The sequence below is a fragment of the Stenotrophomonas maltophilia group sp. Smal13 genome, assembly GCF_030236855.1.
Taxonomy (GTDB): domain Bacteria; phylum Pseudomonadota; class Gammaproteobacteria; order Xanthomonadales; family Xanthomonadaceae; genus Stenotrophomonas; species Stenotrophomonas maltophilia_A.
Window position 1 is genome coordinate 1 of the sequence record NZ_JASJSQ010000093.1, and the last position, 19,545, is coordinate 19,545.

Below are 19,545 nucleotides of genomic sequence, written 5' to 3' on the forward strand. Positions count from 1 at the left end.
TCGACCAGCTTCAGGATGGCCGGCACGCCGATGTCGCTCTGGTCGCCTTCCAGCGCCAGACGGGCCGAACCGGCGATGATCGGGGTGTCGTCGCCCGGGAAGTCGTACTTGCTCAGCAGCTCGCGCACTTCCATCTCGACCAGCTCGAGCAGCTCGGCGTCGTCAACCATGTCGGCCTTGTTCAGGAACACGACGATGTACGGCACGCCGACCTGACGCGACAGCAGGATGTGCTCGCGGGTCTGCGGCATCGGGCCGTCAGCGGCCGAGCACACCAGGATCGCGCCGTCCATCTGGGCGGCACCGGTGATCATGTTCTTGACGTAGTCAGCGTGGCCCGGGCAATCGACGTGGGCGTAGTGACGGACCGGGGATTCGTATTCGACGTGCGCGGTCGAGATCGTGATACCACGAGCCTTTTCTTCCGGCGCGGCGTCGATCGAGGAGTAGTCCTTGAACTCGCCACCGAAGCGCTCGGCACCGATCTTGGTCAGTGCGGCGGTCAGCGTGGTCTTGCCGTGGTCGACGTGACCGATGGTGCCGACATTGACGTGCGGCTTGGTGCGCTCGAACTTACCCTTGGCCATGGCTGCTTATCTCGAATTCGTCTGAGAGGTGATGCTTAAGATGGTGCTCACGAAAGGAATCGAACCTTCGACCTCTTCCTTACCAAGGAAGTGCTCTACCGACTGAGCTACGTGAGCCGAGTTTTGCATTATGACATGAACTCGATAATATTCAAAGTTCATTCAATGGAGCGGGAGACGGGAATCGAACCCGCACCATCAGCTTGGAAGGCTGAGGTTCTACCATTGAACTACTCCCGCGCCGGGAATGTCACAACGTGAAACTGGTGGAGGGAGGTGGATTCGAACCACCGAAGGCGTAAGCCAGCAGATTTACAGTCTGCCCCCGTTGGCCGCTTGGGTATCCCTCCTTACCACCCCATTCCGTTGCCGCCGAAGCGTTGCGGTGTGTGGTGGTGAGCCGCTTATTCTGCTGATGGGACGGGGGACTGTCAACGCTTTTTTCCACTTTTTTCACACGCTGTCGCAAACCCATTGATACGCAAGGTTATTGCCCCGGGACCGCAAGGGTCTCGTTGGCGAAAATTGCGACATGAGGGACGCCGTCGCCGCCGATCCAGCCCCGATACATGCCCTGGGTGTTGAATGGCGTGGCCATTTTTCCGTCTGCAGCGAGCACGATCGCACCGCCGTCACCCCCCATCTGCGGAATCGTCTCGTTGATCACGCCCTTGCCGGCCTGTTCCGGCGTCTGCCCCTGGTAGCGCATGCGTGCGCAGATCTCGTGCGCGGCCGCGGTGCGGATGTAGTACTCGCCCCAGCCGGTGCCGGACACCGCACAGCGCGCATCGGCCCAGGTGCCTGCACCGATGATCGGCGAGTCACCCACCCGGCCATAGCGCTTGTTGGTCATGCCACCAGTGGAGGTACCGGCGGCCAGGTGCCCCTGCGCATCCAATGCGACTGCACCGACGGTCCCGAAGTGCTTTGCAGTCTCCAGGTCGGCATGCGCCTGGCCACTGGCCTCTTCTTTGAGTGCACGCTGCAGCTGCTGCCAACGCTTCTCCGTACGGAAGTAGGAGGGATCGACCAGAGACATCCCCTGCTCGACCGCGAAGGCTTCGGCGCCCTGCCCCACCATCATCACGTGCCTGGATTTCTGCATCACGGTCTGCGCCAGCAGGATCGGGTTGCGCACCCGCTGCACGCCGGCCACCGCGCCCGCCGCCTGGCTCGCGCCATCCATGACAGCCGCATCCAGCTCGTTATGGCCGTCGTGGGTGAACACCGCACCCTTGCCGGCGTTGAAGGTGGGATCGTCCTCCAGGACGGTGATCGCAGCGGTGACAGCAGCCAACGCGGGGCGACCCGCCGCCAGCTCCGCATGCCCCTTCAACAGGGCCGCCCGCAGCGCGTCACGTGCGGCCTTTTCCTCGGCCGGCGACAGGTCCTTGCGCTCGACGCCGGCGCCGCCGTGGATGACCAGCAGCGGTGAAGCCGCCGGTGCGGCCTGGGCAAGCATGGGCAGGGACAACAGTGCGGACAGCGCCAGGCGCAGTTTCATCGGGTACGTCTCCAGCAGAACGAGGGAATGGATTGCGGGGTAGTGCCGGCCGCTGGCCGGCAAGGGGCGCATCAGGGAAGGCGAGTTGCCGGCCAGCGGCTGGCACTACCGAAGCGTGAACTCAATCTCGCCGTCGCTGACGTCGGCCACGGCCTGGTAGTCGGCGTCGGCCTGGAAGTCATCCAAGCGCATGCGGCTGCCGCTGGCGACCACCGTTACCGGCACCGCGTGGAAGCGCAGCGGCTCGCCCTCGACCAGACGGTCGGCATCGCGGCCGGGGCTGACCACCCAGACCTTGCCTTCGCCGTCGGCGCTGTAGACCTGTGCCTGGCCATCGGGCTCCACGCACAGGGCGGTGTCCTCGTCGACGCCGATGCCGACGATGTCGGGGTCGCCACTGTCCTGCGCGGCGCGCGCCACAAACACGATCAGGCGGCCGAGCCGATCGCGCTTGTCGAAGTGGGTGTCGGTGACCACGCGCTGCAGGTAGGGCATCTGCAGGAAGCCACTGTCCATGGTCACCGCACTGCCCATCGGGTCGGCCAGCGCACCGGCGGAGGTGATGCTGCCGCCGTCCATCGCGCCGTAGGCATAGCCACCGAGGATGGCCAGCCCGGCGCTGGTACCGGCAATCGGCTTGCCGGCGCGCACATGGGCATTGAGCGCGCGGTTGAGCGCGGTGCCCTTCCAGAAGCGGATGTAGCGCGACTGGTCACCACCGGCAATGAAGATGGCATCGGCCGCAGCCACCACGCGCAACACGGCCGGATCGTCGGCGCCGCGGCGGCTGTCGAAGACCAGCGTCTGCACTGCGGTGGTCCCGCCAATCTCGCGATACAGGCGGTCCTGCAGCTCGTCACTGCCAGATGCGCGCAGGATCAGCACGCGGCCGTTACCGGCCTGCTTCAGCCACCAGTGAAAGGCCTCCGGCACCCATTCGCCACCGCCCATCAGCATCATGGCCGGCGCGCGCGGGCCGGGCCGGGGTGCGTCGAGATCCCCGGCTTCGTAGTAGGCGAAGCCCGGGCCCTGCAGGTCCTGCGCAGGGGCGGCCAACGGCACAGCCAACACCAGCAGCGCCAGCCAGGCGAAGGGGGCACGCAGGGTGCAATGGAGGCGTCGCATCTTGATCTCCCTGAACAAAATCGACTTGCAAGCGTTTTCACTCTTTGCCAGATAGGGACCCAGTAGTCAAGAGCATAAAAAAGGCGTTAAATGCGCGCGCCCATTCCGGAAATCTGAATGGGGGACAGGGCCCCTCCTCTGCGGGCCGGCTTCATTTCCGAGAATTCCTCATGCGTAGAAAGGCGATGGCGTGGTCGATCCAGCTGGCGTTGATGGGCGTGGCTGCTTCCGCGGCGGCCCAGGCACCGGCCTCCTCTTCGGTTCAACAACTGGATGCGGTGCAGGTCACCGGTTCGCGCATTCCGCGCGCCCAGGTGGAAGGCCCCGCCCCGATCACGGTGATCAGCGCCGAGCAGATCCGCTCCAGCGGCTTCACCAGCGTGCCCGACGTGCTGCGCTCGATGACCCAGAACGGCGGTGAGACGCAGAGCCAGCAGTCGTCCAGCGGCGCCGACTTCTCGCCGGGCGCCCAGCAGGTGGACCTGCGCGGGCTGGGCCCGAACCACACGCTGGTGCTGGTCAATGGCCGCCGCATCGCCGACTTCCCGATGCCGTTCAAGGGCCGCAGCAACTTCACCGATGTCTCCAACATTCCGCTGGGCATGATCGAGCGCATCGAAGTGCTGACCGGCAGTGCCTCGGCCATCTACGGTTCGGACGCGATCGCCGGCGTGGTCAACTTCATCCTGAAGAAGAAGGCCGACGGCACCACCGTCGACATGCGCATGGGCACCACCAGCGAAGGCGGTGGCGAGTCGTTCGACATGAGCCTGGCCAGTGGCTTCAGCCGTGGCAACTTCAACGCCGTGTACAGCGTTGAACTGCAGTCGCAGACCCCGCTGTGGGCGTACGAGCGCGATATCCAGGATTCGACCCAGGACGGCCCCACCGAGGGCTCACGCATCGCACGCCGCGCTTACCTGCGCACGGACTACAACGACGACTACCTGGATCCGGGCGCGGCCACCTGCGAAGCGCTGGCCGGGCAGAACCAGGGCAGCACCTACCGCGCCTACCGCCCGCGCTACGGTTACTACTGCGGCAGCGACAGCTCGATCGGCTACGGCACCATACTCAGCAAGCGCCGCGGCGCCAATGGCTACGCCTCGCTGAGCTACGACTTCGACAACGGCCAGCAGTGGTTCGCCGATGTGCAGCTGGGCTACCACACGATGTCGCTGATGCGCGACGTCACCAAGTGGGGCCGCATGGACGCCAACGGCGATGAGTCGGGCTATTTCAACAACCAGGCCACCGGCGAGATCGAGTTCTGGCAGCGCCAATTCTCGCCCGAGGAGATGGGTGGCCTGCGCAATGCAATGGTGCGCAGCACGCAGAGGACCTTCAGCGTGACCACTGGCTTCAAGGGCAACCTGGCCGGCAACTGGGACTACGAAGCGGCCCTGAGCCATTCGCAGTACCAGTCGCGGATCAGCTGGGCACAGATCATCGCCGCCAAAGCCAATGACCTGTTCCTGGGCCCGCAGCTGGGCGTGGACGACGACGGCTTCCCGATCTACAACGCCGACCCGTCGCGCCTGTACCGGCCGCTGACCCGCGCCGAGTACGATTCGATCGCGGCGCGCACCACCTACACCCCGAAGTCGCGCACCGAGACGGCTGCGTTCACGCTGACCAATTCCGCGCTGTTCGGCCTGCCGGGCGGTGATGCCGGCTTCGCCGCGACCGTGGAAGTGGGCCAGCAGGCGTACTCGCTCAATCCCGATCCGCTGGCGACCGAGTACTACTACTACAGCTGGAAGGATTCGGACGGCAAGGGCTCGCGCAACCGCTGGGCGACCGCTGCGGAGCTGCGCATGCCGCTGCACGAGACGGTCAACCTGAGCGTGGCCGGCCGCTACGACCAGTACCGCTATTCCGGCCACACCATCGGCAAGGCGACCTGGAGCGGTGGCCTGGAATGGCGCCCGATCGACACGCTGCTGGTCCGCGGTTCATACGGCACCGCGTTCCGTGCGCCAGACCTCCACTACGTGTTCGCCGGCCCGGGCAACGACGAGACCAGCGCAGTGGACCTGTACAGCTGCCGCGCCGACGATGCCGCCGACTGTTCCGACTACGAGCACAACCTGATCCGCAGCCGCACCGGCAACCGCCAGCTCGACCCGGAAACCAGCACCTCGTGGAGTGCCGGCTTCGTCTGGTCGCCGGCGATCGGCCTGGACCTGTCGGTGGACTGGTTCGACATCGACATGCGCAAGCAGGTGCAGGACATGGACGTGCGCACGATCCTGGCCAGCGAAGCGAACTGCCGCCTCGGCAGTGCCGACATCAACTCGCCGACCTGCGTGGACGCGCTCGACCGCATCACCCGCACCAGTGATGGCCGCCTGTACGGCGTGCGTGTCGCCCCGATCAACGTCGCCCGCGAATCGACCTCCGGCATCGACATTGGCCTGCGCTACCGCCTGCAGACCGGCATCGGCGACTTCATCCTCAACGGCACCCACACCTGGGTGAAGAAGCACGATTTCCAGCGCTACCCCGGTGATCCGATCCAGGACCAGTTCGCGGTCAACAGCAACTTCGACATCCCGCGTACCAAGACCAGCCTGAGCGTGACCTGGGAGAAGGACGCGTGGTCGGCCACGGTCTATGGTTCGCGCCTGGGCAAGCTGCCGACCTCGGACAGCTACGACCAGGTATTCAAGTGGGACAGCGGTGACAGCCCGTACATCAAGGCAACCTACCGCTACAACGCGTCGCTGCAGTACCGCTTCGACGACCACTCGCGCCTGTCGCTGTCGGTGGTCAACGTGTTCAACAAGATGCCGCCGAAGGACGCCACGTACACCGCGTATCCGTACTACGACGTGTCCTGGTTCGACAGCGTCGGCCGCACCATCAACCTGCAGTACACCCACAAGTTCGGTGGCAGCGCGCTGTAAGGCACGCCGCATTGCAGAACGTGGACGACAGGGCCCGCCATTGGCGGGCCTTGTTGTTTGGGAACCTGGCTCTGGTAGATGCCCACCTTGGTGGGCACTGATCTGCCACGCGCCCACCAAGGTGGGCGACTACCAGAGCGGGCCACGCGGGTTTTCCACACCGCGCGTGGAAAGCGATGGGAACTTGGTGTGGACAAGTGGCCGCGAGGCTTGCAGTGCGGGCGTTTCCGGACGTGGTGATTTTTTGTCCATGCCCTTCGATTGTTTTCCACACCGGACGTGGAGAGCGATGGGAACTTGGTGTGGACAAGTGGGCGCGAGCATTGCAGCGCAGGCGTTTCGAAACGTGGTGAAATTCTGTCCACGGTCCGACTGCACTGATCGGGGTCGGAGCCCTTTCCCGTGGAAAGGGATCCGCCCCCACGGTTTTCCACATCCGGCGTGGAAAGCGATGGGAGTTTGCTGTGGACAAGTGCCGGCAAACGTCGCACCGCAAGCGTTTCGCAGCCTGGTGCTTTTTTGTCCATCACCAGAAACGCGAACGCCCCGCACAAGGCGGGGCGTCCCGGGGTCGATCCGTTGCTGCTGGATCAGACGTTGAAGCGGAAGTGCAGCACGTCGCCTTCCTGCACGCGGTATTCCTTGCCTTCCAGGCGCAGGCGACCGGCTTCCTTGGCGCCGGCTTCGCCCTTGTACTTGATGAAGTCGTCATACGCGATGGTTTCAGCGCGGATGAAGCCCTTCTCGAAGTCGGTGTGGATGACCGCGGCGGCCTGCGGGGCGGTGGCGCCCTTGCGCACGGTCCACGCACGGACTTCCTTCACGCCAGCGGTGAAGTAGGTCTGCAGGCCGAGCAGGCTGTAGGCCGCGTTGATCACGCGGTTCAGGCCCGGCTCGCTCAGGCCCAGATCGGCCAGGAAGGTATCTCGGTCTTCGTCATCGAGCTGGGACAGCTCTTCTTCGATCGCGGCCGACACCGGCACCACCTGCGCGCCTTCGGCGGCGGCATGCGCGCGCACGGCTTCCAGGTGCGGGTTGTTCTCGAAACCGTCTTCCAGCACGTTGGCGATGTACATCACCGGCTTCAGGGTCAGCAGGAACAGATCGCGCACCAGCGCCTTCTCTTCCTCGTCCAGGCCCACCGAACGGCCGGACTTGCCGTCGGACAGCGCCGCCTGCAGCTTGGCCAGCACCGGCTTGCGCGCCGCGGCGTCCTTGTCACCACCCTTGGCCGCACGCTCGGCGCGGTTCAGCGCCTTCTCGACGCTGTCCAGGTCGGCCAGCGCCAGCTCGGTATCGATGGTTTCGATGTCCGAGATCGGGTCGACCTTGTTGTTGACGTGGATGACGTCGGCGTTCTCGAAGCAGCGCACCACGTGGGTGATCGCATCGACTTCACGGATGTGCGCCAGGAACTTGTTGCCCAGGCCTTCACCGCTGGCGGCACCGGCGACCAGGCCGGCAATGTCGACGAATTCGACCGCGGTCGGGATGACCTTCTGCGGGTTGATGATCGCTGCCAGCTCGTTCAGGCGCGGATCCGGCACCGGCACGATGCCGACGTTCGGTTCGATGGTGCAGAACGGGAAGTTCGCCGCGGCGATACCCGCCTTGGTCAGCGCATTGAACAGGGTCGACTTGCCGACGTTGGGCAGGCCGACGATGCCGCATTTGATACCCATGGGTTGAATCCGGGTTTGAGTGTAAGTGGATGATTCGGGATTCAAGGCTCGCCTGCGGGCATGCCTTCAATCCCCAATCGTCCTTCCAGTAGCCCGCGCTAGAACGCGGCGTACAACCTGTGACGTTCTGCGTACGCTTTCAGCAGTTCTTCAAGCTGGCCCTCGTCGACCAGTGCATAGAATCGCCCATCCAGCGCATCAAGTGCTGTTTCGACTTCATCGTCGAGCCACCCGTCAGCACGATAGATCTGCAGGCGTCTTTGCGCATGATGATCTTCCATGGCCTCATTGCCAAACAGTAGCTGCTGGGCAGCGAGCACGATGTCTCGCACGCCAAGCTGCTGCATCTCCCCAAGCCCTGCAAGCGCTTCAGCAATGTAGGCGCCAGCAGAATTGAGGAAATAGGCATCAAGCCCTCCACGATAGACATCATTGATGAGCGCGTTGATCGCAAAGTAACGCTGATCCTGCACTGACAATCCGGCAAATCCACAACCGTTCCCGTGGACCTGTTCGATCAACCAATGCCAATGCCGCCCCTCTGCGGATTCTCCGAAGCGCTTCCGCTCTTCGCGAATCTCCCGATCCCGCGTTCTCGCCATTTCCATGCTTTGCCGCGTGCCATTCCGGCACGGCATGCAGAGCCCATTGTTCCGGGCCGCCGTCGCCAGCAGGATCATGGCGCCACACACGGTGCAGGGAGTACGCGGGTCGGTCATGGTCAGCGCGGAGTGTGCAGCCGCTTCATCGCTTCGCTGAAATCGCCCTGCACCGCCAGCGGCAGCACGTCGATCGCATCATCGATGGCGCGCGCGATCAGCACGTCGTCGTCCTTCGACGGGCGACCAAGCACCCAACCCACCACGCGGTCCTTGTGGCCGGGATGGCCGATGCCCACGCGCAGGCGATGGAACTTGCCGTGGCCGAGCAGGCGGATGGTGTCGCGCAGGCCGTTCTGGCCACCGTGGCCACCGTCGAACTTCAGCCGCGCCACGCCGGGCGCCAGGTCCAGTTCGTCGTGGGCCAGCAGGGTTTCTTCCGGCTCGATCTTCCAGAACCGCTGTGCGGCGGTGACCGACTTGCCGCTGAGGTTCATGAAGGTGGCGGGCTTGAGCAGCCACACCGTCTGCCCGGCGATCTCGACCTTGGCGGTCTCACCGAACAGCTTGCTGTCCACATTCCATCGTGCACCGGCTTTTTCCGCCAGGGCCTCAACGAAATGAAACCCGGCATTGTGCCGGGTCCGGGCGTGTTCCGATCCGGGGTTGCCCAGACCGACGATCAGTCGCAGTCCTGCCATGGTTCCTTCCAATACGGTGCCTGCCCGGAGGCAGGCACCGTAGCGGTATTACTCGGCGGCAGCCGCTTCTTCGTCAGCCGCGTCGGCCTTGCCAGCCTTGGCGGTGACGATGGCGTCGTCGTGGTCCTTGCCCAGCGCCAGGGCCGGGATTTCCACGCCCTTCGGCAGCTTGATGTTGGACAGGTACACCACGTCACCGGCCTTCAGCTCGCCCAGGTCGACTTCGATCGACTCCGGCAGGTCCTTCGGCAGGCAGGTGATGGTCACTTCCTTCAGTTCGTGGGTGACCACGACGTCGGCAGCCTTGCCGGCCGGCGAGGTGTCTTCGTTGATGAAGTGCAGCGGGACCGAAGCGGTCAGGGCTTCGTTCTCGTTCACGCGCTGGAAGTCCAGGTGCATGATCAGCTGCTTGTACGGATGGCGCTGCATGTCACGCAGCAGGACCTTCTGCACCTGGCCGTCCAGGTTCAGGTCCAGGATCGAGGCATAGAACCACTCGTTCTGCTGGGCCAGCCAGATTTCGTTGTGGTCCAGGCTGATGGCGACCGGCTCGGCGTTGCCGCCGTACACGATGGCCGGGATCACACCAGCGTGACGCAGGCGGCGGCTCGCACCCTTACGCTGCAGTTCACGCTTGGTGACCTTGATTTCATGGGTCTTCGACATTTTCGACTACTCAGGTTGTTGCCGCGCCTTGCGGCGTGGCGGTTGAAGATGCTTCCGCGACCAGAAGCACCCGGGGTATGTCCCCGCCGTTGCCGGCAGGGACGAAAAACTCAGTCGACGTACAGCGAGCTGACCGACTCGCCGAAGGCGATGCGGCGCATCGTTTCGGCCAGCATTTCCGCCACGCTCAGCTGGCGGATCTTGCTGCACACCCGCGCTGCGTCCTTCAGCGGGATGGTGTCGGTCACCACCAGCTCGTCGAGCTGGGAATTGGTGATGTTGTCCACCGCCGGGCCCGACAGCACCGCATGGGTGCAGTAGGCGGCGACCTTGAGCGCACCGCGCGCCTTCAGGGCAGCGGCAGCGGCGCACAGGGTGCCGGCGGTATCGACGATGTCATCGACCATCACGCAGGTCTTGCCTTCGACGTCACCGATGATGTTCATCACGGTGGAGACGTTGGCGCGCGGGCGGCGCTTGTCGATGATCGCCAGATCGGCGTCATCCAGGCGCTTGGCGACCGCACGGGCGCGGACCACGCCGCCCACGTCCGGCGACACAACGATCAGGTTCTCGGTGCCGTAGGCGCGCCAGATGTCGGCCAGCAGCAGCGGGGACGCATACACGTTGTCCACCGGAATATCGAAGAAGCCCTGGATCTGGTCGGCGTGCAGGTCGACGGTCAGCACGCGATCAGCGCCAGCGGTGCTGAACATCTTCGCCGCCAGCTTGGCGGTGATCGGCACGCGCGAGGAACGCATGCGGCGATCCTGGCGCGAGTAGCCGAAGTACGGCACCACGGCGGTCACGCTGGCCACCGATGCGCGCTTGAGCGCGTCGATCAGCACCAGCAGTTCCATCAGGTTTTCCGCGCTCGGCGCGCAGGTCGGCTGGATCACGAACACGTCCTGCTTGCGGACGTTCTCTTCGATTTCCACCTGCACTTCACCATCGGAGAAGTGCGAGACCAGCGCCTTGCCCGGGCGAACCCCCAGTTCCTTGCAGATGTTCTGCGCCAGACGTTTGTTGGCGTTGCCGGAAAAGACCAGCAGGTTCGGGGACTCTTGCATCATGATTGTCTCGGGCGGGGACGAGTGGCGGGGATCCGGAGTCGGCAAGGACCCGATGGACCCTTGCTGCTGACAACACCGCGGTTGTTTCCACGTCCCGCGCAGGCGATGCGCTGGAAGGCGCGGACACAGCCGCTATTGGCAGGGGCGGTAGGATTCGAACCTACGAATGCCAGGATCAAAACCTGGTGCCTTGGGCCTCTTGGCGACGCCCCTGCATTGATAAATCAGTGTTGCTCGAGTGCATCCAGCAGTGGCGAACGCGCAACGCCCGCTGCCACCCTTGCCCGCAACTCCTTCGGCAACTTCGACCGTCCCTGCTCTGCGGCAGACTGCGATGCGAACTCGACGAAACAACCACTTCCCGAACCGGTCAGCCGCGCCGTGCCGATGTCGCTCAACGCTGCGAACGCTGCCTCGACGGCAGGCTCACGGCGGCGCAGCACCGGTTCGAACGCGTTCCCGACCAGGGTTCCGGAAGCGAAGTCCTCTATTTTCGCCACTGGGCTGTCGCGCGTCAAATCCGGGTCTGCGAACAGGGCCGGGGTGGGAACATGAACGCCCGGTTCAACCACCACATACCAGGCCGGTTCCAGCACGATCGGCTGCAGGCGCTCGCCCACCCCTTCGGCCCAGGCATTGCGGCCACGCACGAACACCGGCACGTCAGCGCCCAGGCGCAGGCCCAGCGCGGCCAGCGCGTCTTCGTCCAGGCCCGCCTGCCAGAGTCGGTTCAGCACCACCAGCACGGTGGCTGCATCGGACGAACCGCCGCCGAAGCCACCACCGGCAGATACATGCTTTTCAACGATGATGTCCGCACCTTGCGCGACATTTGCCACTTCCTTGAGCAATCGCGCGGCACGCACCGCCAGATCATCGGCCTCGGCCACGCCAGCCAGCCCCTCGCCCTGCCGGCGCACCTGGCCGTCTTCACGCAGGCGCAGGCCGATGCGGTCGCCCCAGTCCAGCAGCCGGAACACGGTCTGCAGCTCGTGGTAACCGTCGGCGCGGCGGCCGGTGATGTGCAGGAACAGGTTCAGCTTGGCCGGGGCCGGCCACCAGGACCAGCCCGCGTCGTCGCGCCCGGCACTCATGGCGTACCCTGCCCCCACTGGTCCACCAGCAGGCGCACCTTGGCGTCGCCATTGCTGGCTTCGATCCGGCGCGGCAACGCCGGGCGCCCGGCCTCGGCCGGGTACCAGTCCAGGTACTGCACCTGCCAGCCCATCTGCTGCATGCGACGCGGCCGGCCTTCACCGTCGCGCTCGACCTTCTCCGGGCCAGCGGCGTCGCCGGCCACCAGGCCACGGATCCACTCCGGCAGCTGGTTGACCGGAATGTCCCAGCCGGTCGCCTCCAGCAGCAGCTGCTGGGCATCCTCGCCGTCACGCGGACCGCCGGCCAGCCCTTCCAGGCGGCCAGCTTCGGAATGGGTATCGCCGGTCAGCTTCCAGCTCTGCCGGGTCACCGGCGCGCTCAATTCGACCACGTAGCGGCGGCCGTCCTGCTTCCAGTCGATGCGGCCACTGCCGCCATCCTTGCCCTTGCTGACCGCGACCCGGCCCTGGAAGGCCCAGTCCGGCTGTGCCTGCAGCGCGGCCACGCGCGCGGCCTCGGCCTGCGCGGCTTCGGCGGACACGATCTCGACCACCGCCGGCGCCGGGGTCTTCTGCGTGCCCACGCTGGTGCAGGCGCTGACCGCCAGGGTCGCGGCCGCCAACAGCAGCGGCCGGATCAGGGAAACACTCATGGATTGAATTTCTCGCGGGCGCGCAGCAGCGCGCGGTTTTCAGGGTCGAGCTTGGCCGCTTCCTCGAAGAAATGACGGGCCTCATCGTGCTTGCCCAGCACCCACAGCACTTCGCCAACGTGCGAAGCGATCTCCGGGTCCTTGGCCAGGGTCCAGGCCCGGCGCAGCTGCACCAGTGCCTCTTCCTTGCGGCCCAGGCGATACAGCACCCAGCCATAGCTGTCGACGATGGCGGCGTTGTCCGGTTCGGCCACACGGGCGCGGTCGATCAGCTCCAGTGCTTCCTGCAGGCGGCCGGTGCGGTCGGCCAGGGTGTAACCCAGCGCGTTCAAAGCCGGCACGTTCTCCGGTTCGGTCACCAGGATCTTGCGCAGATCCGCCTCGGCGCGCGGGATGTCGTCGCGGCGTTCCCAGGTGAGCGCACGGGCGTACAGCAGGCCGTTGTCATCCGGGTAAGCGGCCAGGCCGCGGGCCAGCGCATCCAGTTCACCGGCGCTGTCGTCGGCGCGCTGGCGCAGTTCGGCTTCCAGCAGGTAGGCGTCGCGGCGCACGTCGTCGTCGACCACCGCATCGGACTGGATCGCATGCACTTCTTCCAGCGCCAGCGGCAGGCGCCCGGCCAGGGCCTGGGCATTGGCCGCGCGCAGGCGCGCCTCGCTCAGCTCATCGCCACCGGGCACGCTGTGGTACCACTGCACTGCCTCGGGATAACGCTTCAGGTACTCGGCGATCTTGCCCAGCAGCAGGCGCTGCGCCGGGTCCGGCTTGGCCGCCTGCCGCGACAGTTCGTTGTAGAGATTGGACAGCGCGGCCTTGTCGCCCTGCTTGGCCAGCAGCGAGGCGCGCATGCCCCAGGTCTGCACGTCCTGCGGACCGAACGCCAGCACGCGCTCGGCGGCGGACGGCTGGCCGAGACTGTCATAGGCAATGGCCACCGCATTGCGCAGTTCCGGGTCCTGGCGGGTCTTCGGCTCCACATCGTGCAGCAGCGACAACGCCTTGCCGGTCTCGCCCGCCTGCTGCAGCTGGCTGGCACGCAGCAGCGCCACACGTGGCTCTTCCGGGAAGCGCTTGACCACTTCATCGATCATGCGCCGGGCCAGCTCGGGCTTTTCCATGCGCAGGGCAAGGCGGCCAAACTCCTGCCAGGCTTCGATCTTCGGCGGAATGGCATTGGCGTCGACCAGCTCACCCAGCACCTGCGCGGGCACCGCCGGATCACGGCCGCCACCGATCAGTGCGGCCAGGGCGAACTTCCAGCCGCGCTCGTCGGGGTCGGCCAGCAGGCCCTGCAGTTCGGTGCGGGCCGCCTTCACATCGCCCTGGCGCATGGCCAGCGCACCGGCCGCACTGCGCATGGTCAACGAACGCGGGGCGCGCTGCTGCCACAGGGCCAGGCCCTTGGCGGCGCTGGCATCATCGTTGGCGAGCATGGAAATGCGGGTCGCGCGCTCGGCCAGGCCGGCGTCGCCGTCGGTCTGCTGGGCCGCCTGCAGGTACCAGCGCGCGGCCTCGGCCAGCTTGCCGGCCTGCAGGGCGAACTCACCGGCCATCACCGGTTCCAGCGCCAGTTCCTCAGTGGCCGGGGCCCGTACGGGGGCCTTGGCCGGCACCGCCGCCAGGGCCTGGCTGCAGGCCAGGGACAGCAGCAGAACACTGGGGATGCGAATCAATGCGGGCATCGTCGGCATCGGGGCCTTAAAATGTCGTCCAATGGCCAGCAGCTTATCGCAAGCAACTGAACAATGACCCTGTGGGTGCTCGGACTGAATCACCAGACCGCACCGGTGGAGCTGCGCGAGCGCGCGGCCTTCGCCGGTGAGGCGTTGCCGCGCGCGCTCGGTTCGCTGCGCGATACTCCGCAGATCGCCGAGGCGGTGCTGCTGTCCACCTGCAACCGCACCGAGCTGTACGCCGTGGCCGATTCGGCACAGGCGCTGGACCAGTGGCTGCACACCCAGGCCGGCGACCTGCAGGGCTACCTGTACCAGCACGCCGACGCCGAGGCCGTGCGCCACCTGTTCCGGGTCGCCACCGGGCTGGACTCGATGGTGCTGGGTGAACCGCAGATCCTCGGCCAGGTGAAGGATGCCTGGTCGACCGCGCGCGACCATGGCCTGCTCGGCCAGCGCCTGGACCGCCTGTTCCAGCAGACCTTCTCGGTGGCCAAGCGTGCGCGCACCGATACCCAGGTCGGCGCCAACCCGGTATCGGTGGCGTCGGCGGCGGTGCGCCTGGCGCAGAACGCGTTCGCGCGGCTGGACGATTCCACCGTACTGCTGGTCGGTGCCGGCGAGACCATCGAACTGGCTGCACGGCACCTGAGCGAAGGCAAGGTACGCCGGCTGCTGATCGCCAACCGCACCCTCGCCCACGCGCAGGAACTGGCCAGCCGACATGGTGGCGTGGCGCTGCCGCTGACCGAACTGGACCGCCACCTGGGTGAGGCCGACGTGGTGTTCTCGGCCACCGCTGCGCGCGAACCGGTGATCCATCGCGAAATGGTGGCCAAGGCCCTGCGCGCGCGCCGGCACAAGCCGATGCTGCTGTTCGACCTGGCCGTACCGCGCGACATCGAGGCCGAGGTCGGCACGCTCAACGACGCCTTCCTCTACACCGTGGACGATCTCGAACGCGCGGTGGAAGACAACCGCCGTGGTCGCCGCGAAGCGGCCGCCGAGGCCGAAGCGATCATCGACCTTCAGGTGTCGCGCTTCGTCGAGACCCAGCAGGCCAGTGCCCACCAGGCGCCGCTGCGACAGCTGCGCGCGTTCGGCGAAGCCACCCGCACCGAACTGCTGGAGCGCGCGCGACAGCAGCTGGCCAACGGCAAGCCGGCCGACGAAGTGCTGGAACTGCTGGCCCACGGCCTGACCAATCGACTCCTGCACCCGCCCACTGCTGCGCTGCGCGCGGCCGCGCTGAGCGGCGATGCTGACCTGACCCGCGCCGCCGAGCGCCTGTTCCCGGCCACGCCGGGTTACCGCCACCCACCCGTGAGACCCGATGACGCCGACCCTGCGCCGTAAGCTGGAAGCGCTGGCCGAGCGCCGCGAAGAACTGGAACGCCTGCTCGCCGAACCCGATGTGGTCGCCGACAACACTCGTTTCCGCGACCTTTCGCGCGAATTCGCCCAACTTGAACCGATCGCCATCGCCCTGGCCGATGAAGCCCGTGCCAAGGCCGATCTGGCCGCCGCCGAAGGCATGCGCGCCGACCCGGACCTGCGCGAGCTGGCCGATGAGGAAATCGCTGCTGCACAGGCGCGCCTGCAGGAACTGGAGCAGGAGCTGGCGCTGCTGCTGGTGCCGCGCGACCCGCGTGACGAAGGCAACCTGTTCCTGGAAGTGCGCGCCGGTACCGGCGGCGACGAGGCCGCGATCTTTGCGGGCGACCTGTTCCGCATGTACGCCCGCTACGCCGAGCGCCAGGGCTGGAAGGTCGAGATCGAATCGGACAGCCCGGGCGAGCATGGCGGCTACAAGGAAGTGGTGGCGCGCGTGGTCGGGCGTGGCGCGTTCTCGCGCCTGAAGTTCGAATCGGGCACGCACCGCGTGCAGCGCGTGCCGGCCACCGAATCGCAGGGCCGCATCCATACCTCGGCGGCCACCGTGGCGATCATTCCCGAGGCCGATGAGGTCGATGACATCGTCATCAACCCGGCCGACCTGAAGGTGGATACGTTCCGTTCGTCCGGTGCCGGCGGCCAGCACGTCAACAAGACCGAATCGGCCATCCGCATCACCCACGTGCCGACCGGCGTGGTGGTGGAATGCCAGACCGAGCGCAGCCAGCACGCCAACCGCGACAAGGCGATGAAGCGCCTGAAGGCACAGCTGCTCGATGCCGAGCGCCAGCGCCAGGACGCGGCGCAGGCCGAGTCGCGGCGCCTGCAGGTGGGCAGCGGTGACCGCAGCCAGCGCATCCGCACCTACAACTTCCCGCAGGGCCGGATCACCGACCACCGCGTGGAAGGCCTGACCCTGTACGACCTGCCCAACGTGCTGGCCGGCGACCTCGACCCGCTGCTGCAGCGGCTCAGCCACGAGCACCAGGTCGACGCCCTGGCCCAGTTGTCGGCGGGCTGAGTCGCATGTCGGCCTGGCAGCAGCGGCAGCACCTGCAACAGGCGATTGCACGCCAGCCGGGCGACTTCGTCGCCTGGGTGATGCTGGCGGACCTGGAACTGGAAGCCGGCGACATCGCCGCCGGCGAGCAGGCCGCGCGCCGTGCACTGCAGCTGCGCCCGAACCACCCTGAAGCGCTGGCGCGGCTGGGCCGCGTGGCCTGGATGGCCGGCGCGCATGCCGATGCGGCGAAACTGCTCGGCCAGGCCTCGGCGTTGGCCCCGCAGCACCCAGGCATTGCCCTGTGGCTGGGCCATGCGCTGGAAGATGCCGATGATGCCGAAGGCGCGGCGGCAGCCTATCGCCGTGCGCATGCACTGATGCCGGGCGAACCCTATATCGCCGCCCAGCGCCTGGCTTGGCAGCGTCGCCTGTGCGACTGGCAGGACGTGGACGCGCTGGCGGCACAGGTACGTGGTGCACTTGCCTCTGGGCAGGGCGTGGTCGAACCGTTCGCGTTCCTCAGCGAAGATGCCAGCGCAGCCGAGCAGTTGGCCTGCGCGCGTGCCCGTGCATCCGCCGTTGCCGCTTCAGTGCGGCCGTTGCCGCCAGTGAAGGTGCGTTCCCAGGGCCCGCTGCGGGTCGGCTTCCTTTCCAATGGTTTCGGCGCCCATCCCACCGGATTGTTGACCGTGGCCCTGTTCGAGCAGTTGCGTCATGACCCGGCGTTGCAGCTGCACCTGTTCGCGTTGAACCACGATGACGGCAGCCGCATCCGCCAGCGCCTGCAGGTGGCCACGCAGCTGCATGATGTGGCCGCGCTGCGCCATGCAGACACTGCTGCACGCATCCGCGCACAGAGCATCGACCTGCTGTTCGACCTGCGCGGCTGGGGCGGCGGCGGTACGCCGGAAGTGCTGGCGATGCGCCCTGCCCCGCTGCAGTTGAACTGGCTGGCCTATCCCGGCACGTCCGGTGCGCCGTGGATGGATGCGGTGATCGGCGACAGCTTCGTTCTGCCGCCGTCACTGGAACCCCACTACAGCGAGCGCGTACTGCGCCTGCCGCGTGCGTTCCAGCCCTCGGACAACACCCGCTTGCTCGAACCGGCACCGTCCCGGGCCGAGTGCGGCCTGCCCGAACAGGGCGTGGTGTTCTGCTGCTTCAACAACAGCTACAAGCTCAATCCACGCAGCATGGGCCGCGCCTTCGCGGTGCTGCAGGCGGTGCCCGGCAGCGTGCTGTGGCTGCTGTCCGGTCCCGGCCATGCCGACGCGCGCCTGCGCAGCGCCGCACAGGCCGCTGGCCTGGATCCGGCACGCCTGGTGTTCATGGCCAAGCTGCCACATCCGCAGTACCTGGCTCGCTATCCGCTGGCCGACCTGTTCCTCGACACGCATCCGTACAACGCGCACACCACCGCGTCCGACGCACTATGGGCCGGCTGCCCGGTGCTGACCTGCCCCGGCGACACCTTCGCCGCGCGCGTGGCCGGCAGCCTCAATCACCATCTGGGGCTGGCCCGGATGAATGTCGCCGACGATGCGGCATTCATCGCCACCGCCAGTACGCTGGGCAATGACCCGTCGGCGCTGGCCACGCTGCGCGCCGAAGTGGCCCAGGCACGCGAGCGCAGTGGATTGTTCGACATGGCCAGCTTCGCCCGCGACCTGTCGGCGCTGCTGCAGCGACTGGCCGGCGAGCATGGCTGGCAGGGCCTCGACATCGCCTGAGCGATCCCTGCGCTACGCTCGGGCTCCCTCCCCGCGTGGTGTGATGATGGCCAAGCTCAAGCGCAAGGACTACGACGAATTGCTGCTGCCGCTGCAGCTGGAACTGACCGCGATGGCGCGCTGGGTGCGGCACAGCGGGCAACGCCTGCTGGTGCTGTTCGAAGGCCGAGATACCGCAGGCAAAGGCGGCGCGATCCAGGCCATCAGCCAGCACCTCAACCCGCGTCAATGCCGGGTGGTGGCACTGCCCAAGCCCACCGACCGCGAAGCCACGCAGTGGTATTTCCAGCGCTACGCCTCGCACCTTCCGGCCGCCGGCGAGATCGTGCTGATGGACCGCAGCTGGTACAACCGTGCCGGCGTGGAGCGGGTGATGGGCTACTGCAGCGAAACCGAGTACCAGCAGTTCCTGCATCAGGCGCCGGTATTCGAGCAACTGCTGGTGGACGACGGCATCCTGCTGTTCAAGTACTGGCTGTGCGTGGATCAGGAACAGCAGGAAAAACGCTTCGCCGAGCGCCACCTCGATCCGCTGAAGGGCTGGAAGCTCTCCCCGGTGGACCTGAAATCCCGCAGCAAGTACAGCGCCTACACCGAGGCCCGCGAGGCGATGCTGCGCGCGACGCATCGCGAGGCGGCACCGTGGACGCTGGTGGATTTCAACGACCAGCGGTTGGGTCGGCTGACGCTGGTGCGCAACCTGCTGGACCGGTTGCCGGACACGCGGGTGGATGCACCGTTGCCGGAGCTGCCGAAGCTGAAGGGCAAGCTGCATCGCGAGCACTACGATGTACTGAAGCCGATCGAGGAGTTCCCGGTCGAAGATTAGGGTGGGTCGGCAGGGCCTGCGGCCCTGCACCTGCTCAACGCAACGGCAACAGCAACAGCGGCTATCCGCGGGATGGCGGGGCGGTGTGGGTGGGCAGGACACGCCGTAGACCCGTCCATGGGGGCTCGATGGCGCCATCCATGGCGCCAACGGTCCTGCCCACCCACACCGCCCCACCTCTGACAGATCCCTGCGGCTGTTGGTAGGTGTCGACCTTGGTCGACACAGTAGATCCACGCCATGCGTGGATGCTTTTCGATTCCCATTCGAAATATTCGATTCCGATGGAGATTCATCCACGCATGGCGTGGATCTACTG

Annotated in this window: 16 protein-coding genes and 4 tRNA genes; 5 read left to right on the top strand and 15 right to left on the bottom strand. The window is 66.4% G+C overall.

What is annotated here, in order from left to right; all coding sequences use genetic code 11:
- The 6 genes from QRO95_RS21370 to QRO95_RS21395 form a co-directional block, all read right to left on the bottom strand.
- Positions 1-587 (bottom strand): GTP-binding protein (locus QRO95_RS21370; RefSeq protein WP_285303430.1); only part of this gene is annotated, 587 nt, incomplete at its 3' end.
- A 41-nt stretch (positions 588-628) separates the two neighbouring features.
- Positions 629-704, bottom strand: a tRNA-Thr gene (locus QRO95_RS21375).
- Between the two features lie 49 nt (positions 705-753).
- Positions 754-827, bottom strand: a tRNA-Gly gene (locus QRO95_RS21380).
- 24 nt (positions 828-851) lie between these two features.
- A tRNA-Tyr gene (locus tag QRO95_RS21385) sits at positions 852-937 on the bottom strand.
- Positions 938-1,074: 137 nt separating this feature from the next.
- Positions 1,075-2,091 (bottom strand): isoaspartyl peptidase/L-asparaginase family protein, encoded by a 1,017-nt coding sequence (locus QRO95_RS21390; RefSeq protein ID WP_121504929.1) that lies wholly within the window; start codon positions 2,089-2,091, stop codon positions 1,075-1,077.
- Positions 2,092-2,196: 105 nt separating this feature from the next.
- The gene (locus QRO95_RS21395; RefSeq protein WP_285303431.1) at positions 2,197-3,216 is read right to left on the bottom strand and encodes a cyanophycinase; all 1,020 of its coding nucleotides are present in this window, start codon (positions 3,214-3,216) and stop codon (positions 2,197-2,199) included.
- Between the two features lie 170 nt (positions 3,217-3,386).
- Here QRO95_RS21395 and QRO95_RS21400 point away from each other — a divergent pair, with 170 nt between their 5' ends.
- Entirely contained in the window at positions 3,387-6,125 is a 2,739-nt protein-coding gene (locus QRO95_RS21400; RefSeq protein ID WP_285303432.1) for a TonB-dependent siderophore receptor, read from the top strand.
- A gap of 590 nt (positions 6,126-6,715) precedes the next feature.
- Here the strand turns inward: QRO95_RS21400 and ychF are convergent.
- From ychF to QRO95_RS21445, 9 genes are all read right to left on the bottom strand, one after another.
- Positions 6,716-7,807, bottom strand: a complete 1,092-nt coding sequence (ychF, locus tag QRO95_RS21405; protein WP_097050006.1) for a redox-regulated ATPase YchF — start codon at positions 7,805-7,807, stop codon at positions 6,716-6,718.
- A 98-nt stretch (positions 7,808-7,905) separates the two neighbouring features.
- Positions 7,906-8,487, bottom strand: coding sequence for a DUF4375 domain-containing protein (locus QRO95_RS21410; RefSeq protein ID WP_232528226.1), 582 nt, complete (start codon positions 8,485-8,487; stop codon positions 7,906-7,908).
- Positions 8,488-8,528: 41 nt separating this feature from the next.
- Positions 8,529-9,107, bottom strand: coding sequence for an aminoacyl-tRNA hydrolase (gene pth, locus QRO95_RS21415; protein ID WP_125895169.1), 579 nt, complete (start codon positions 9,105-9,107; stop codon positions 8,529-8,531).
- Positions 9,108-9,155: 48 nt separating this feature from the next.
- Positions 9,156-9,773, bottom strand: a complete 618-nt coding sequence (locus QRO95_RS21420; protein WP_014036085.1) for a 50S ribosomal protein L25/general stress protein Ctc — start codon at positions 9,771-9,773, stop codon at positions 9,156-9,158.
- A 110-nt stretch (positions 9,774-9,883) separates the two neighbouring features.
- Complete coding sequence (locus QRO95_RS21425) at positions 9,884-10,843, bottom strand: ribose-phosphate diphosphokinase (RefSeq protein WP_005415400.1); 960 nt, start codon at positions 10,841-10,843, stop codon at positions 9,884-9,886.
- A 139-nt stretch (positions 10,844-10,982) separates the two neighbouring features.
- A tRNA-Gln gene (locus QRO95_RS21430) sits at positions 10,983-11,059 on the bottom strand.
- An 11-nt stretch (positions 11,060-11,070) separates the two neighbouring features.
- Positions 11,071-11,940: a 4-(cytidine 5'-diphospho)-2-C-methyl-D-erythritol kinase gene (ispE, locus tag QRO95_RS21435; RefSeq protein ID WP_285303433.1), complete on the bottom strand. Its 870-nt coding sequence runs from the start codon at positions 11,938-11,940 to the stop codon at positions 11,071-11,073.
- Positions 11,937-12,596 carry a lipoprotein insertase outer membrane protein LolB gene (gene lolB, locus QRO95_RS21440; protein WP_285303434.1) on the bottom strand — a complete coding sequence of 220 codons (660 nt, stop codon included), beginning with the start codon at positions 12,594-12,596 and terminating at the stop codon, positions 11,937-11,939. The genes ispE and lolB overlap by 4 nt, the downstream gene beginning before the upstream one ends.
- Entirely contained in the window at positions 12,593-14,278 is a 1,686-nt protein-coding gene (locus QRO95_RS21445; protein WP_195763241.1) for a tetratricopeptide repeat protein, read from the bottom strand. Before QRO95_RS21445 ends, lolB begins: the two co-directional genes overlap by 4 nt.
- A gap of 63 nt (positions 14,279-14,341) precedes the next feature.
- On the opposite strand from QRO95_RS21445, the gene hemA reads away from it, so the two are divergent.
- From hemA to ppk2, 4 genes are read left to right on the top strand one after another with little or no spacing between them, the layout of a single operon-like run.
- On the top strand, positions 14,342-15,625 hold the full coding sequence (hemA, locus tag QRO95_RS21450; RefSeq protein WP_285303435.1) for a glutamyl-tRNA reductase: 1,284 nt from the start codon (positions 14,342-14,344) through the stop codon (positions 15,623-15,625).
- A complete protein-coding gene (prfA, locus tag QRO95_RS21455) occupies positions 15,603-16,685 on the top strand; it encodes a peptide chain release factor 1 (protein ID WP_010481754.1) in 1,083 nt (360 codons plus the stop codon). Before hemA ends, prfA begins: the two co-directional genes overlap by 23 nt.
- A gap of 5 nt (positions 16,686-16,690) precedes the next feature.
- Entirely contained in the window at positions 16,691-18,397 is a 1,707-nt protein-coding gene (locus QRO95_RS21460) for a tetratricopeptide repeat protein (RefSeq protein WP_285303436.1), read from the top strand.
- Between the two features lie 46 nt (positions 18,398-18,443).
- Positions 18,444-19,226 (top strand): polyphosphate kinase 2, encoded by a 783-nt coding sequence (ppk2, locus tag QRO95_RS21465; RefSeq protein WP_285303437.1) that lies wholly within the window; start codon positions 18,444-18,446, stop codon positions 19,224-19,226.
- The last annotated feature ends 319 nt before the right edge of the window (positions 19,227-19,545 follow it).